We start from the raw sequence: 14,485 nt of genomic DNA, 5'->3' as shown, positions 1-14,485 counted from the left end.
CGCGTGAGAGAGGCTCCCCCGGGAGCCTCTCGTGCTTTTGTGTCAGCGCCGCCATCAAAGCTTCACGCCGCTGACATGGCCCCTGCCTAGAGTGCCGGCCCATGCACCGCGCCCAACCCGGGACGCGGTTCGTGGATCCTTTAGAGAACGAGCCAGACCATGTCCAGCACTCCCAATCGTCGCCAAGCCCTGAAGTTCCTGGGCGCCCCCATCATGCTGCCCCTGAGCGGCATGGCCGCCACCTCGATGCTCACCGCCTGCGGCAGCGGCGGCGACGACAGCCCTGCCCCGGCCCCCAAGCCCGCCCCCACCTTCACCTCCGCCAGCTTCGCCGCCATGGCCGCGCCTACGCTGGCCGACCCGGCCGGCATGGCCAAGACCCTGGTGGCCTCCACGCTGGACGTGACCCTCAGCGACGCCAGCAAGCAGAGCTTCAAGCTGGCCTACCAGCCCTTCTTCATGACCGGTGACCTGGTGCCGGACGGCAAGGGCGGCACCGTGCTGGCCGGCGCCTATGTGGACATCAACGGCAAGCCCATCATGGACACCACGGTGGCCGGCAAGGAGCGCCAGTTCTTCAGCGACGCGCCCGATGGCACCTCGCTGCTGAGCCTGCCCAATCCCACCGTGACCGGCCTCAAGGGCAAGGCCGTGTTCGCAGTCGTGCAGTTCGAGTACACGACCTGGGCCCAGGACGGCAAGACCGACATGTACGGCAAGCTGCCCTCCCCCATCGCCGTGCTGACCCTGGACCAGGACCAGAGCACCGGCAAGCTGAGCCTGGTGAAGTACCACAATGTGGATACCTCCAGCGCCCATGGCCTGTGGATCACCTGCGGCTCCAGCCTCTCGCCCTGGGGCACCCACCTGTCCTCGGAAGAGTACGAGCCGGACGCCTTCACCATCGCGTCCAACACCATGTTCAAGGCCTACAGCAAGAACCTGTTCGGCGACGAGAACAAGGCCAATCCCTACCACTACGGCCACCTGCCCGAGGTCACCGTCAACCCGGACGGCACTGGCACGATCAAGAAGCACTACTGCCTGGGCCGCATCTCGCACGAGCTGATCCAGGTGATGCCCGACAACCGCACCGCACTGATGGGCGATGACGCCACCAACGGCGGCTTCTTCATGTTCGTCGCCGACAAGGAGAAGGACCTGTCCTCGGGTTCGCTGTACGTGGCCAAGTTCGGTGCCGGCTTCTCGCTGGACCCGGCTGCCGCGGGCGCGCCCATCAGCTGGATCAAGCTGGGCTCGGCCACCAGTGCCGAGATCGAGGCCCTGGCCAACACCCTGAAGCCCACGGACATCATGGACGTGGCCACCACCGACCCCAAGGACGCCAGCTTCACCAAGATCTGGTTCTCGGGCAAGGTGCAATGGGTGCGCGTGAAGGCGGGCATGGACAAGGCCGCCGCCTTCCTGGAGACCCACCGCTACGCCGCACTGAAGGGCGCCTCCATGGCCTTCACCAAGATGGAAGGCACGACGGTCAACGCCAAGGACAAGATCGCCTACTCGGCCCTGCAGAACATCCAGTCCTCCATGGTCAAGGGCAATGCGGCCTACAACGAGGCCTACGGCGTCGGTGTGGACAAGGCCCTCAATGCCGGCGGCGTGTTCGCCCACACCCTCAGCACCGGCCAGAAGGACACGGCCGGCGCCGCCATCAGCAGCGACTGGGTGCCCAGCCTGACCCGCGCCCTGCTGGTCGGCGAGGACATCGCGGCCGACACCCTGGGCAACACCGGCCACCCCGACAAGGTCGCCAACCCCGACAACCTGAAGTTCTCGGAGAAGCTGCGCACCCTCTTCATCGGCGAGGACAGCAGCCAGCACGTCAACAACTTCGTCTGGGCCTACAACGTCGACACCAAGCAGCTCAGCCGCCTGGTCTCCATGCCCGCGGGCGCCGAAGCCACCGGCCTGGGCGTGGTGGACGACCTCAACGGCTGGACCTACATCACCAGCAACTTCCAGCACCCGGGCGACTGGGGCTCCATCCACGGCGTGGTCAAGGGCACCCTGGAACCGCTGATCAACACCAACTACAAGAACCGCTTCGGCGCCTGCGTGGGCTACCTGACCAGCGAGGCGACCAGCCTCAAGCTGAACAAGGTCTGAGCACCCGGCACCCGTACACACCGCCTGTCTCGCTTGGCCCCCGGTTCGCCGGGGGCCTTTTTGCTGGTTCCCCCGGTCCTCCAGGGGCTTCTTTCCGTCGCATATCGCGATATATCGTCATCCAGGGAAGCCTGGATGGCGCTCCGCTCCCAGTTCAGCCACAGTGGCGGACCTTTTGCAGTAGCCCCCTTCATCCACTGACAAGGCCTGCCATGTCTGCCGTCCTGCCTTCCGATGCCGCCACGAGCGGTGCACCACCCACTGCCGCGCCAGCTGATCGCCTGGACCGCGCCTTCCTCGGACACCCCGTCGGCCTGGGCTGGCTGGCCTTCTGCGAGTTCTGGGAGCGCTTCTCCTACTACGGCATGCAGGCGCTGCTCGTGCTGTACCTCAGCAACTACCTGTTCCTGCCCGAGAACATCGGCAACGTGGCCGGCATCGACAGCCTGCGGGCGATGATCGAATCCGTGACTGGCCCGCGCAAGACACAGCAGCTGGCGTCCATCGTCTTTGGTCTCTATGCCGGTCTGGTCTACCTGACGCCCCTCCTGGGCGGCATCGTGGCGGACCGCTGGTTGGGCCGCACCCGCACCATCACCATCGGCGCCGTGCTGATGGCCCTGGGCCACTTCCTGATGGCCTTCGACCGCAGTTTCCTGCTGGCCATCGCCTGCCTGCTGGTGGGCGTGGGGGCCTTCAAGGGCAATATCGCCGCGCAGGTCGGCTCGCTCTACAAGCCCCAGGACAAGCGCCGCGCCAGCGCCTTCCAGATCTTCATGCTGGCGGTGCAGATCGCGGTGATCGCCTCGCCCCTGGTCTGCGGCACGCTGGGCGAGAAGGTGGCCTGGCACTGGGGCTTCGGCGCCGCGGGCGTGGGCATGCTGATCGGCCTGATCGTCTACCTGGCCGGCCGCCGCTACCTGCCGGCCGAGGAGCCGCGCCAGGCCAAGGCGCTGGACAGCGCCCCCAAGGCCCCCATGAGCGGCCGCGACAAGCGCCGCCTGGTCCTGCTGGTGTGCATGATCCCGGTGCTGATGCTGTCCATCGTGGGCAACCAGCAGTTCAACAACGCCTACCCGCTGTGGGCCCAGAAGCACATGGACATGGTGCTCTTGGGCTGGTCCGTGCCCCTGACCTGGCTGCAGGCCCTGGATGCCACGACCAGCCTGCTGACCATGCTGGGCTCCATCGCCTTCTGGCGCTGGTGGGCCGAGCGCCGCCGCGAGCCCGACGAGCTGACCAAGATGGCCCTGGGTTCCGCCCTGGCCTGCACGGCACCCCTGCTGATCGTGCTGGCCGCCGGCATGATCGAGCAGGACCACGGCCGCGTCAGCCTGGTCTGGACCATCGGCTACAACCTGCTGAACAACCTGGGCTTCGCCAACATCCTGCCCGTGGGCCTGGCGCTGTACTCGCGCACCGCGCCGCAGCGCATGGAAGGGCTGATGATCGGCTGCTACTACCTGCACCTCTTCCTGGGCAATACCTTCGTGGGCTGGCTGGCCGGCCTGCTGGACGAGATCAGCGGCCCCAGCTTCTGGGCCCTGCACGCCGGGCTGGTGGGTTCTGCGGCGGTGCTGCTGCTGCTGATCAAGCTGGCCTTCGGCAAGCTGCTGGATGACGAGCACGCGAAGCCGGCTGCGGCTTGATCGCTTTCTCGATTGAGACGGAATGGCCGGGGTGACCCGGCCATTACTCTTTCTGCAGACGATGGAGCGGCAAGCGGTCAGTCGATCGGCGTCAGCTTCGCCACCGAGAGCGCCAGCCACTTGGTCCCATGCCGGCCGAAGTTGACCTGGGCGCGCGCATCCGGGCCACTGCCTTCCAGCGTCAGCAGCATGCCTTCACCGAACTTGTTGTGGAAGACGGCCTTGCCCACGCGCAGGCCGCCGTGCTCGTCGCCCACCTTGGCGGCCGCGGACTGCTTCATGGTCTTGGGCACGGGGGCGCCGCCAAAGGACGGCGCGTCCTTGCCCTCGCGCTCCTGCTGCCAGGCCGTTGCCTGCCGCTCGACCCGGCCGGCGCCCACCATGGACTTCAGCCCCGAGCCCCGCTCCCAGGCCTGCTGGTACTCGCGCGCAAAGCCCGAGCCGAAGCCCTGGTTGCGCGGCGTGAGCCACTTCAGCGAGGCCTCGGGCAGCTCGTCCAGGAAGCGGCTCTTGACGTTGTAGCGCGTCTGGCCGTGCAGCATGCGCGTCTGGCTGAAACTCAGGTAGAGACGCTGGCGGGCCCGGGTGATGGCCACGTACATCAGGCGGCGCTCTTCCTCGAGCCCGTCGCCGTCGGACAGCGAGTTCTCATGCGGGAACAGGCCCTCTTCCAGCCCGGTGATGAAGACGGCGTCGAACTCCAGGCCCTTGGCCGAGTGCACCGTCATCAGCTGGATGGCGTCCTGGCCGGCCTGCGCCTGGTTGTCACCGGCCTCCAGCGAGGCGTGGGTCAGGAAGGCGGCCAGGGGCGAGACGATCTCGCCGGTCTCGGCATCGGGCGTGAGGTTCACCGCGGCGATGGCAGGCGGATCGCCCGCAGCGATCTGGCCGGGGCTGAAGCCGCCCAGTTCATCCACCGGCAGCGCCACCGCGTCCTTGCCGAAGCCCTCCTGGGTGACGAAGGCCTCGGCGGCGTTGACCAGTTCGGCCAGGTTCTCCAGGCGCTCGGCGCCGTCCTTGTCGGTGCGGTAGAACTCGGCCAGCCCGGAGGTCTCCAGCATCTGCTCGATGATCTCGCGCAGGGTCAGGCCTTGCGTCAGGTTGCGCATGGACTCGACGAGGTTCACGAAGGCCGCCAGGTTGCTGCCGCCCTTGCCAGGCACCGCGGCGACGCTCTGGTAGAGGCTGCGGCCGCTCTGGCGCGCGGCGTCCTGCAGCAGCTCCAGCGTACGCGCCCCGATGCCGCGGGCCGGGAAGTTCACCACGCGCAGGAAGCTGGTGTCGTCGTTGGCGTTCTCGATCAGGCGCAGATAGGCCAGCGCGTGCTTGACTTCCGCCCGCTCGAAGAAGCGCAGGCCGCCGTACACGCGGTAGGGCACGCCGGCATTGAACAGCGCCGACTCGATCACCCGCGACTGCGCATTGCTGCGGTACAGGATGGCGATCTCCGAGCGCGCCAGCCCCTGGCGGTGCAGGGCCTGCGCCTCCTCCAGCAGCCACTGGGCTTCGTTGAAGTCGCTGGCGGCCTCGTTGACGCGCACCGGCTCGCCCGGGCCCATCTCGGTGCGCAGGTTCTTGCCCAGGCGGTGGCTGTTGCGGCTGATCAGCTCGTTGGCGGCATCCAGGATGTGGCCGTAGCTGCGGTAGTTCTGCTCCAGCTTGACCACGCGGCGCACGCGGTACTCGCGCTCGAAGTCGCTCATATTGCCGACCCGCGCGCCGCGGAAGGCGTAGATGCTCTGGTCGTCGTCGCCCACGGCGAACACGCCCTGGCCGCGGCCCGGCGGCGCGAACATCTTCAGCCAGGCGTACTGCAGCTTGTTGGTGTCCTGGAACTCGTCCACCAGCAGGTACTGGAAGCGGTGCTGGTAGTGCTCGCGCAGGGCGGCGTTGTCGCGCATCAGCTCGTAGGCGCGCAGCATCAGCTCGGCGAAGTCGACCACGCCCTCGCGCTGGCACTGGTCCTCGTAGGCCTGGTAGATCTCGGCAAGCTTGCGGGTCTGCTCGTCGCGCAGGTCGATGTCCTTGGGGCGCAGGCCGTCCTCCTTGGCGCCGGCGATGAACCAGCTGACCTGCTTGGGCACGAAGCGCTCCTCGTCCAGGTTCATGGCCTTGATGACGCGCTTGACGGCGGAGACGGTGTCGGAGGCATCGAGGATCTGGAAGCCCTGCGGCAGCCCGGCCAGCTTCCAGTGCGCGCGCAGGAAGCGGTTGCACAGGCCGTGGAAGGTGCCGATCCACATGCCCCGCACGTTGTAGGGCAGCATGGCGGAGAGGCGGGTGAGCATCTCCTTGGAGGCCTTGTTGGTGAAGGTCACGGCCATGATGCCGCCGGGGCCGACGTGGCCCTGGTTCAGCAGCCAGGCGATGCGGGTGGTCAGCACGCGGGTCTTGCCCGAACCCGCGCCGGCCAGGATCAGCGCCGGCTCCTGCCCCAGCGTGACGGCAGCCAGCTGCTCGGGGTTCAGGCCCTTGAGCAGGCCGTTCTGGGCCTCGCCGGCGCCTGATCCGGCAAAGGACGCCCGCGGCGAGGGCGCGTCGCCAAAGAGGTCGTCGAGGGAGTCGGTGCCGGGGGCGTCGTGGGGGTGGGCGGTCATCCCCGCATTTTAGAGAGGCCGCCGGCCCGGTCCTGTCAGCTGGCATGATGCCGGCATGCTCGATGCCGACCCCTGCCCCTGCGGCCGCCTGGACGCCCGCTCCAGGCCCCTGCCCTACGCCTCTTGCTGCGGCGCCCTGCACCAGCGCTTCGCCAGCACCGGCCGATGGGACGCGCCGGATGCCGAGGCGCTGATGCGCTCGCGCTACAGCGCCTTCACCCTGAACCTGCTGGACTACCTGCGCGCCACCTGGCACCCCGACACCCGCCCGGCCGCGCTGGCGCCCAACGAACCCGGCCTCCGGTGGCTGGGCCTGCAGATCAAGGCCCGGACCCAGCAGGACGCCGACCACGCCACCGTCGAGTTCGTCGCCCGCTCCAAGCTGGGCGGCCGCGCCTTGCGCCTGCACGAGACCAGCCGCTTCGTCCGCCTGGACGGGCAGTGGCATTACCTGGACGGAGACCTGCGTTGACGGCGTTGGGCGAGGCGCCCGAGTCGCTGCTGAAGGTGCTCCATCTCGACGAGCACCTCGCCGTCATCGACAAGCCCCCGGGGCTGCTGGTGCACCGCACCGCGCTCGACGCCCACGAGGAGCGCTTCGCCCTGCAGCTGCTGCGTGACCAGCTGGGCCGCCCCGTCTGGCCCGCCCACCGCCTGGACAAGGGCACCTCGGGCCTGCTCGTGTTCGCGCTGGATGCCGACACTGCCTCGCGCCTGGGCCAGGCCTTCGAGCAGGGCGAGCCGCGCAAGCGCTACCTGGCCCTGGTGCGCGGCTGGCCCGCGGACGCCGGCGTGATCGAGCATCCGCTGGCGCGCGATCCGGAGCGGCCCTCGCAGGGTCAGGTCTTGCTCGACGCCCGCACCGACTACCGCTGCCTGGCCCGCGTGGCCTGGCCCTTCAGCGTGGACGGCCGCTTCCCGGAGAGCCGCTACGCCCTGGTCGAGGCCGCGCCGCACAGCGGCCGCCGCCACCAGATCCGCCGCCACTTCAAGCACATCGCCCACCCCCTGGTCGGAGACGCCACGCATGGCAAGGGCGCGCACAACCGCGCGGTGGCGGAGTTCCTGGGGCTGCAGCGGCTGTGGCTGCATGCGTGGACGCTGAGCCTGCGGCATCCGCAGACCGGACAAACGCTGGATCTCCAGGCGCCGCCGGGTCCGGAATGGGCAGCCCTGCTGCAGCGTGGCGATTGGTGTTGGCCTGACGAGGCCGAGCACATTCAAACCGCCCTGATGACAGGCTGCTGATCGCCTCTCTGGCGCCCTCCGGCAGCAGCTCAGCGCTTCATCGCCCGCCCTCGATCACCCTCAGCTGCACCGCCGATGGCTGATCCTTCCAGTGAAAGACCTTCTGCGTTGCCACCTTGAAGTCCTCCGGCTTGGCACTGCGGATCTGCACGAAGCTCTGGGGATTGCGGTCGATCAGCGGGAACCAGGAGCTCTGGATCTGCACCATGATGCGATGCCCGCGGCGGAAGGTGTGGGCCACGTCCGGGATGTCGAAGCGGATCTCCTCCACCTGCCCCGGCACCATGGCCTCGGGCTTCTCGAAGCTCTTGCGGAAACGGCCGCGCAGGGGGTCGCCGCGCACCAGCTGCTGGTAGCCGCCCAGCTGGAAGCCCGGCGGCGGCGGCACGTCGGCGATCTGCTCGCGGTTGCGCATCGGCTCCTCGCCGAGGTCCGGCGGGTAGACATCAATCAGCTTGACCACCCAGTCGGCATCCGTGCCCGAGGTGGACACGAAGAGCCGCGGGCTCACCGGCCCTGCCACCGTCACGTCCTCTTCCAGCACCTCGGTCTGGTAGACCAGTACATCAGGCCGCGTGGCCGCGAAACGCTGGTCCGAGACCATGTACTCCTGCGGCATGCCCAGCGAGGTGTAGCCGATGAAGGGCACGGGCTTGTTGGGATCGCTGACATAGCTGTCGAACTCGGCCTTGCCGGCGGCAGGCGCCGTCCAGCCGAGCTTGCCGCCCGCCAGCAGGTAGAGGGCGCGCGGCTTGGCTTCCACAGGCGGCCAGGCGCTGTACTGGCGCCACACGTTGGTGCCCGTCTCGAAGATGCTGGCCTCGGGCAGCTTGGCGTCACTGCCTCCGCGCAAGTGCTGTTCGAAGAAGGGCAGCAGGATCTGCTTCTGGAAGTGCTCGCTCGTCTTGCTGCCGAAGTCGACCGCGCCCAGGCCCTTGCCCACATTGCGCACCCAGCCGCCATGCACCCAGGGGCCCATCACCAGGGCATTGCTGATGCCGGGGTTCTGCTTCTCGATGAACTGGTAGGTGGCCAGGGCGCCCGAGAGGTCCTCGGCATCGAACCAGCCGCCCACCGTCAGCACGGCGGCCTTGATGTTCTTCAGGTGAGGGCCGACGGAGCGTGCCTTCCAGTAGTCGTTGTAGCGGTCGTTCTCGATCAGCTCGTCGAAGTACGGGTTGCGCTCCTTGCCGATGGACTTGGCGATGTTGTCCAGGTTGCCCAGCCGCAGGAAGTAGTCGTAGGCGTCCTTGCTGTTGTAGTCGAAGCTGGCCCAGCGCTTGGGCTCCACCGTGGGGTTGTCCTGGGGCTTGAAGCCGGTCAGGAAGCCGTAGTTGTGGGCCAGCATCACGGCGCCGCCGTGGTAGCCGTCATCGCGGTGGAAGTAGTCGGCGATGGGCGCCTGCGGCGAGGCCGCCTTGATGGCCGGGTGCGAATCGATGATGGCCGTGGACGTGTAGTAGCCCGGATAGGAGATGCCCCAGATGCCCAGCTTGCCGTTGTGGCCCTTCACGTGGTCCAGCAGCCACTGCACGGTGTCGTGCATGTCGGTGCTGGCGTCGGCGTCCCGGGGGCCCTTGCCCGTCTTGATGGGCGCCATCTCCTGGTAGACGCCCTCGGACATGAAGCGGCCCCGCACGTCCTGGCACACGAAGATGTAGCCGGCCTTGAGGAAGTCCTCCGAAGGCGCGAAGCGGCTGCCGTAGCGATCCACGCCATAGGGTCCGCAGCTGTAGGGCGTGCGCGTCATCAGGAAGGGATAGCGCTTGCCCGAGGCCTCCGCCTCCTTGGGTACATAGACCACGGTGAACAGCTTCTTGCCGTCCCGCACCGGCACGCGGAACTCATATTTCGTGTAGTTGGCCTTGAGGTCGTAGGGGGCCGGCGTGGCGGGAGCAGAGGTCTGCGCCTGGCAGGCCAGGCTCAGCAGCGACAGGGCGCAGGGGAGGAGAACGGTGGGCTTCACGAAAGACATCGGACAGTGGAGTGGAAGAAGATCCGCGGCGTGGGCTCAGCAGCCCTCGAAGCGGACGGCATAGATGGGCGGCAGGCGCAGGGTCAGGTCTTGCCAGTGGTCACCGCCATCATCGCTGGCCCACAGGCCGCCGGTGGTGCTGCCCATCAGCAGGTGCTGCCCGCTGGCATCGACGGCCAGGCCGTGGCGGTAGACGAGGTCATAGCAGCCCTGCTGCGGCAGGCCGGTGCGCAGCACCTCGAAGCTCCGGCCGCCATCGCGGGTGCGCTGCACGCACAGGGCGCCGTCGACGGGCACCCGGCACTGGTCCTTGACGGCAGGCACGAACCAGGCCGTGCCACCGTCCGTCGGGTGGGCGGCCACGGCGAAGCCGAAGCTGGACACCGGGCCCTGCAGGCGCTGCCAGCGCCGGCCGTTGTCCGTGCTGCGCCAGATGCCGCAATGGTGCTGGCACCACAGCACCTCCGGCTGCGCCGCGCAGCGCACGATGCGGTGCGGGTCCTGCGTGTTCAGCGCGCCCTGCAGCTCCGGCGGCATGTACTCGGCCAGCAGGCCCTCGCCCAGCAGCTCCCAGTTCGCCGCCGCATCACTGCTGCGCCAGACACCGCCACAGCTGATGCCCAGCAGCAGCTCGTCCGCCGCCTGCGGGTGCGGGCAGATGGAATGGATGCCCGGGCTGTCGTAGCCGCCGCCGAACCACTCGGGGCGCTCGGGGCGGTCCCAGAGCCCGTGCTGCAGGGCCCAGCTGGCACCACCGTCATCGCTTCGGAACAGGCCGCCGGGGTTGGTGCCGCACCAGAGGCGCTGGCCGTCGCGCTCCAGGGACCAGATCTGCGCCAGCTTCCAGGCCGGGCCCGGCGCGCCTTCAGGCTGTGGCGGATAGGCCGGGGCCGGCAGCTCGTGCCAGGTCTTGCCCCCGTCATCCGAGGCCTGCACCTTGACGCCGAAATGGCCCAGATTCAGGCCGGCGAGCATGCGCCCGGCATGGGCACCGGCACCGCGCGGCAGCACCATGCTGACCGGGTCCCCCAGGAAGCTGGTGCCCGCCACCTGCCAGCCGCGGGCGCCCTCGTGGCGCAGTTCAAAGAGCCCCTTGCGGGTGGCAATCCAGGCTTGAAGACTCATGCGTGGCTCCTTCGGGAAGAGAGATGACAGTCGCCTCAGCCGCCGGACAGCGCCTGCAGCACGTGGATCACCGAAGCCGGCTGCAGGGCCAGGTCCAGGCGCTGGCGCTGGCGATCATGCACCACCCGCCCGTCCACATAGACCACCACATTGGCCCGCAGATGCCCCTGGTCGTCCAGCACATAGCCGCGCAGCAGCCCATGGGCGGCGAAGGCCTGCTCCAGCGCCTCGCGCAGGACCAGGGCCGTGGCCTCGAACTCGGGCGCCTCGATGAAACGCCGCAGCTGGGGCGTGAAGACGATGCGGGGCATGGCCGCATTAGGCCGTGAAGGGCTTCCGCCCCGAAGCGGACTTACCCGCCATGACTTTGTGCACCCATCCCCCGGGCGCAATGCCCCGCGGCAGGACAGACCCGGCGCGGCCCGCGACAATGCCGCACCTTCAGCAGTACCACCGCCCCTTCTCATGACCGCTTCCCTGCGCCACGGCGTCATCAGCGCCGCCCTCGCCTATGCCATGTGGGGCCTGTTCCCCCTGTACTTCAAGCACCTGGGCGGCGTGCCCTCCATGGAGGTGGTGGCCCACCGCATCGTCTGGTGCCTGCTGCTCATGGTGGTCGTGCTGAGCGTCATGAAGCGCTGGGCCTGGCTGGGCCCGGTGCTGCGCAGCCCCAAGGTGCTGGGGGCCTTCACGGCCTCGGCCCTGCTGCTGTCGGCGAACTGGCTGACCTATGTCTGGGCCGTGCAGCACGACCATGTGCTGGACGCCAGCCTGGGCTACTTCATCAACCCCCTGGTCAATGTGGCCCTGGGCTTCTTCTTCCTGCACGAGCGGCCCCGACCCGCGCAGTGGGTGGCCGTGGGCCTGGCCGCGGCCGGCGTGTTGTGGCTGACGGTGCAGACCGGGCGTCTGCCCTGGGTGGCCCTGATCCTGGCCGGCAGCTTCGGTGTCTATGGTCTGCTGCGCAAGATCGCCGTGCTGGGCGCGCTGGAAGGGCTGGTGCTGGAATGCCTCGTCGTGGCACCGGTGGCGATCGCGGCTCTGGCCTGGTGGGGCCAGCAGGGCCACAGCGCCCTCAACAGCGGCGACGCCGGCCTCATCGGCCTCCTGCTGCTGGCGGGCCCGCTGACGGCCGCGCCCCTGCTGCTCTTCGCGGCCGGCGCGCGCCGCATCCCCATGGCCACGCTGGGCCTGCTGCAGTACATCTCGCCCAGCATCCAGTTCATCCTGGGCGTGTGGCTGTACCACGAGCCCTTCTCGGCCGGCCGCGTGCTGGGCTTTGCCCTGATCTGGGCCGCCCTGGCCGTCTACAGCGCCGAGGGCTGGTGGCGCAGCCGCCAGCCGGCCCTGGCCTGACCCTGGCCCGGCCCGCTCAGGCCGCCGCCGGCGTGCGGATCAGGTAGTCGAAGGCACCCAGCGCGGCCTTGGCGCCGTCTCCCGCGGCGATGACGATCTGCTTGAAGGGCACGGTCGTGGCATCGCCCGCGGCGAACACACCGGGCAGCGAGGTGCGGCCGTGGTGGTCCACGATGATCTCGCCGAACTTGGACAGCTCCACCGTGCCCTTGAGCCACTCGGTGTTGGGCACCAGGCCGATCTGCACGAAGACGCCTTCCAGCTCGACGTGATGCTCGGTGCCCGTCGCGCGGTCGGTGTAGCGCAGGCCGCCCAGCTTGTTGCCGTCGCCGGTCAGCTCGGTGGTCTGGGCCTGGGTGTGGATCGCCACATTGGGCAGGCTCTTGAGCTTGTCCACCAGCACGGCGTCAGCGCGCAGCTGGTCGCCGAACTCCAGCAGCGTCACATGGGACACGATGCCCGCCAGGTCGATGGCCGCCTCGACGCCCGAGTTGCCACCGCCGATCACCGCCACGCGCTTGCCCTTGAACAGCGGACCGTCGCAATGCGGGCAGTAGGCCACGCCCTTGTTCTTGTACTCGGCCTCGCCGGGCACATTGATGTTGCGCCAGCGGGCCCCGGTGGAGAGGATGACGCTGCGGCTCTTGAGCACCGCGCCATTGGCCAGCTGCACCTCGATCAGGCCGCCCGGCTGCGCGGCGGGAATCAGCTTCTCGGCGCGCTGCAGGTTCATGATGTCCACGTCATAGGCCTTCACATGGGCCTCGAGCGCCATCGCGAACTTGGGGCCGTCGGTCTCCAGCACGGAGATGTAGTTCTCGATGGCCAGGGTGTCGTTGACCTGGCCGCCGAAGCGCTCGGCCGCCACACCCACGCGGATACCCTTGCGGGCGGCGTACACGGCCGCGGCCGCGCCGGCGGGGCCGCCGCCGACGATCAGCACCTCATAGGGATCCTTGGCGCTCAGCTTCGCGGCATCGCGGGCGGCGGCGCCGGTGTCCAGCTTGGCGACGATCTCCTCCACGGTCATACGGCCCGAGCCGAAGTGCTGGCCGTTCAGGTAGACCGAAGGCACGGCCATGATCTCGCGGGTCGTGACCTCCTCCTGGAAGGCGCCCCCCTCGATCACCACGGTCTTCACCTTGGGATTGAGCACGGCCATCAGCGACAGCGCCTGCACCACGTCCGGGCAGTTGTGGCAGCTCAGGCTCATGTAGACCTCGAAGCTGAAGTCGCCGTCCAGGCCCTTGATCTGGTCGATCACGTCCTGCTCGACCTTGGGCGGATGGCCGCCGGTCCACAGCAGGGCCAGCACCAGCGAGGTGAACTCATGACCCAGGGGCAGGCCTGCGAAGCGAAGGCTCTGCTGCGTGCCCAGGCGCTGCAGGCTGAAGGAGGGCTTGCGGGCGTCGCTGCCGTCCAGGCGCAGCTGGATCTTGTCGCACATGCCGTCGATCTCTTGCAGCAGCTCCTTCATCTCGGCCGCGGTGGCGGAGTCATCCAGGGAGGCGACGATCTCGAAGGGCTCGCGAACGCGCTCCAGATAGGCCTTGAGCTGTTCCTTCAGTGCGGCGTCCAACATGGCGGGCTCTCTTTCCTTGCGTGTGTTTCGTACAGATGTGGCCATCCAAGCCACCCTGAAAACACCCGCCGGGGCCGCCGGGGCGCTTTCAGCGTCGCTCGATGCGCGCTGGGAGGGCCGCCAGCCCTGTCAGGCCGGCGGCTCGGGTCTGTCTCACGACAAACGGACGTGCGTCACTGGGGTCAGATCTTGCCGACCAGGTCCAGCGAGGGGGTCAGGGTCTTGGCGCCTTCGTTCCACTTGGCGGGGCAGACCTGGCCGGGATGGCTGGCGACGTACTGGGCGGCGCGCAGCTTGCGCAGCGTTTCCTTCATGTCGCGGGCGATGGCGTTGTCATGCACTTCGGCGGTCTTGATCACGCCCTCGGGGTTGATCACGAAGGTGCCGCGCAGGGCCAGGCCTTCTTCCTCGATGTGCACGCCGAAGGCGCGGGTCAGCTTGTGGGTGGGGTCGCCGACCAGGGGGAACTTGGCCTTGCCCACGGCGGGGGAGGTCTCGTGCCACACCTTGTGCGAGAAGTGGGTGTCGGTGGTGACGATGTAGATCTCGGCACCGGCCTTCTGGAACTCGGCGTACTGGTCAGCGGCGTCTTCGACTTCGGTCGGGCAGTTGAAGGTGAAGGCGGCCGGCATGAAGACCAGCACGGACCACTTGCCCTTCAGGCTGGCGTCACTCACCTCGACGAACTTGCCGTTGTGGAAGGCTTCGGTCTTGAAGGGCTGGACTTGGGTGTTGATCAGGGACATCGGGACTCTCCGCTGTAGGGTTGTTGGGATGGACTGAATCTTATGGTCATCCCGACTCCCTTAGCTTTGATTTATCAAAT

11 protein-coding genes are annotated in these 14,485 nt (G+C 68.3%); 5 read left to right on the top strand and 6 right to left on the bottom strand.

Annotation, left to right across the window (positions count from 1 at the left end):
* Positions 1–159 precede the first annotated feature (159 nt).
* Together ABDJ40_RS05840 and ABDJ40_RS05835 are read left to right on the top strand one after the other, a co-directional pair.
* Entirely contained in the window at positions 160–2,127 is a 1,968-nt protein-coding gene (locus tag ABDJ40_RS05840) for a PhoX family protein (RefSeq protein ID WP_347607270.1), read from the top strand.
* 212 nt (positions 2,128–2,339) lie between these two features.
* Entirely contained in the window at positions 2,340–3,776 is a 1,437-nt protein-coding gene (locus tag ABDJ40_RS05835) for a peptide MFS transporter (protein ID WP_347607267.1), read from the top strand.
* 77 nt (positions 3,777–3,853) lie between these two features.
* Here ABDJ40_RS05835 and ABDJ40_RS05830 read toward each other — a convergent pair whose 3' ends face one another.
* Positions 3,854–6,373: a UvrD-helicase domain-containing protein gene (locus tag ABDJ40_RS05830; RefSeq protein ID WP_347607264.1), complete on the bottom strand. Its 2,520-nt coding sequence runs from the start codon at positions 6,371–6,373 to the stop codon at positions 3,854–3,856.
* A gap of 55 nt (positions 6,374–6,428) precedes the next feature.
* On the opposite strand from ABDJ40_RS05830, the gene ABDJ40_RS05825 reads away from it, so the two are divergent.
* Both ABDJ40_RS05825 and ABDJ40_RS05820 read left to right on the top strand, forming a co-directional pair.
* Positions 6,429–6,845 (top strand): YchJ family protein, encoded by a 417-nt coding sequence (locus ABDJ40_RS05825; RefSeq protein ID WP_347607261.1) that lies wholly within the window; start codon positions 6,429–6,431, stop codon positions 6,843–6,845.
* Positions 6,842–7,621: a pseudouridine synthase gene (locus ABDJ40_RS05820; RefSeq protein WP_347607258.1), complete on the top strand. Its 780-nt coding sequence runs from the start codon at positions 6,842–6,844 to the stop codon at positions 7,619–7,621. The genes ABDJ40_RS05825 and ABDJ40_RS05820 overlap by 4 nt, the downstream gene beginning before the upstream one ends.
* Before the next feature lie 37 nt (positions 7,622–7,658).
* Here ABDJ40_RS05820 and ABDJ40_RS05815 read toward each other — a convergent pair whose 3' ends face one another.
* From ABDJ40_RS05815 to ABDJ40_RS05805, 3 genes are read right to left on the bottom strand one after another with little or no spacing between them, the layout of a single operon-like run.
* Positions 7,659–9,587, bottom strand: coding sequence for a CocE/NonD family hydrolase (locus ABDJ40_RS05815; RefSeq protein ID WP_347607255.1), 1,929 nt, complete (start codon positions 9,585–9,587; stop codon positions 7,659–7,661).
* A gap of 45 nt (positions 9,588–9,632) precedes the next feature.
* Positions 9,633–10,721 carry a WD40/YVTN/BNR-like repeat-containing protein gene (locus tag ABDJ40_RS05810; RefSeq protein ID WP_347607252.1) on the bottom strand — a complete coding sequence of 363 codons (1,089 nt, stop codon included), beginning with the start codon at positions 10,719–10,721 and terminating at the stop codon, positions 9,633–9,635.
* 35 nt (positions 10,722–10,756) lie between these two features.
* Complete coding sequence (locus ABDJ40_RS05805) at positions 10,757–11,032, bottom strand: MoaD/ThiS family protein (RefSeq protein ID WP_347607249.1); 276 nt, start codon at positions 11,030–11,032, stop codon at positions 10,757–10,759.
* Between the two features lie 154 nt (positions 11,033–11,186).
* On the opposite strand from ABDJ40_RS05805, the gene rarD reads away from it, so the two are divergent.
* Complete coding sequence (gene rarD, locus ABDJ40_RS05800) at positions 11,187–12,077, top strand: EamA family transporter RarD (protein ID WP_269631413.1); 891 nt, start codon at positions 11,187–11,189, stop codon at positions 12,075–12,077.
* 16 nt (positions 12,078–12,093) lie between these two features.
* On the opposite strand, the gene ahpF is transcribed toward rarD, so the two are convergent.
* Both ahpF and ahpC read right to left on the bottom strand, forming a co-directional pair.
* Complete coding sequence (gene ahpF, locus ABDJ40_RS05795; RefSeq protein WP_347607245.1) at positions 12,094–13,659, bottom strand: alkyl hydroperoxide reductase subunit F; 1,566 nt, start codon at positions 13,657–13,659, stop codon at positions 12,094–12,096.
* Positions 13,660–13,841: 182 nt separating this feature from the next.
* Positions 13,842–14,405: an alkyl hydroperoxide reductase subunit C gene (gene ahpC / locus ABDJ40_RS05790; RefSeq protein WP_183103175.1), complete on the bottom strand. Its 564-nt coding sequence runs from the start codon at positions 14,403–14,405 to the stop codon at positions 13,842–13,844.
* Positions 14,406–14,485: the final 80 nt, after the last annotated feature.

Origin of the sequence: Roseateles flavus (genome assembly GCF_039872765.1) — a bacterium.
GTDB classification, from domain to species: Bacteria; Pseudomonadota; Gammaproteobacteria; order Burkholderiales; family Burkholderiaceae_C; genus Roseateles_B; species Roseateles_B flavus.
Note: the sequence above shows the minus strand (reverse complement) of the source record. Positions and strands in the feature narration are given on the sequence as shown.